This window comes from Azospirillum griseum (assembly GCF_003966125.1).
GTDB classification, from domain to species: Bacteria; Pseudomonadota; Alphaproteobacteria; order Azospirillales; family Azospirillaceae; genus Azospirillum; species Azospirillum griseum.
The window spans coordinates 1-318 of the sequence record NZ_RXMA01000162.1 but is presented as its reverse complement, the minus strand read 5'-3'; the positions used below and the strand labels follow the sequence as shown (position 1 = coordinate 318).

The 318-nt window shown below is 60.1% G+C and carries 2 tRNA genes; both read right to left on the bottom strand.

The window, feature by feature from the left end:
• Positions 1-2: 2 nt before the first annotated feature.
• Positions 3-89: transfer RNA gene (locus tag EJ903_RS26630), tRNA-Leu, on the bottom strand.
• 65 nt (positions 90-154) lie between these two features.
• Positions 155-230, bottom strand: a tRNA-Ala gene (locus tag EJ903_RS26625).
• Between the last annotated feature and the right edge of the window lie 88 nt (positions 231-318).

Sequence of the window (318 nt, the reverse complement as noted above, 5' to 3'; positions counted from 1 at the left end):
TTTGGTGCGCTTGGAGGGAGTCGAACCCCCACGACCTTTCGATCACTAGGACCTGAACCTAGCGCGTCTACCAGTTCCGCCACAAGCGCGTCCAAAACACAATTGAAGTCATCGCCCGGACTTCACCGGCCCCAAGGGTAGGCTTCCTAAGAAATGGTGGAGCCGAGGGGGATCGAACCCCTGACCTCCGCAATGCCATTGCGGCGCTCTCCCAGCTGAGCTACGGCCCCTTTGGTGCGCTTGGAGGGAGTCGAACCCCCACGACCTTTCGATCACTAGGACCTGAACCTAGCGCGTCTACCAGTTCCGCCACAAGCG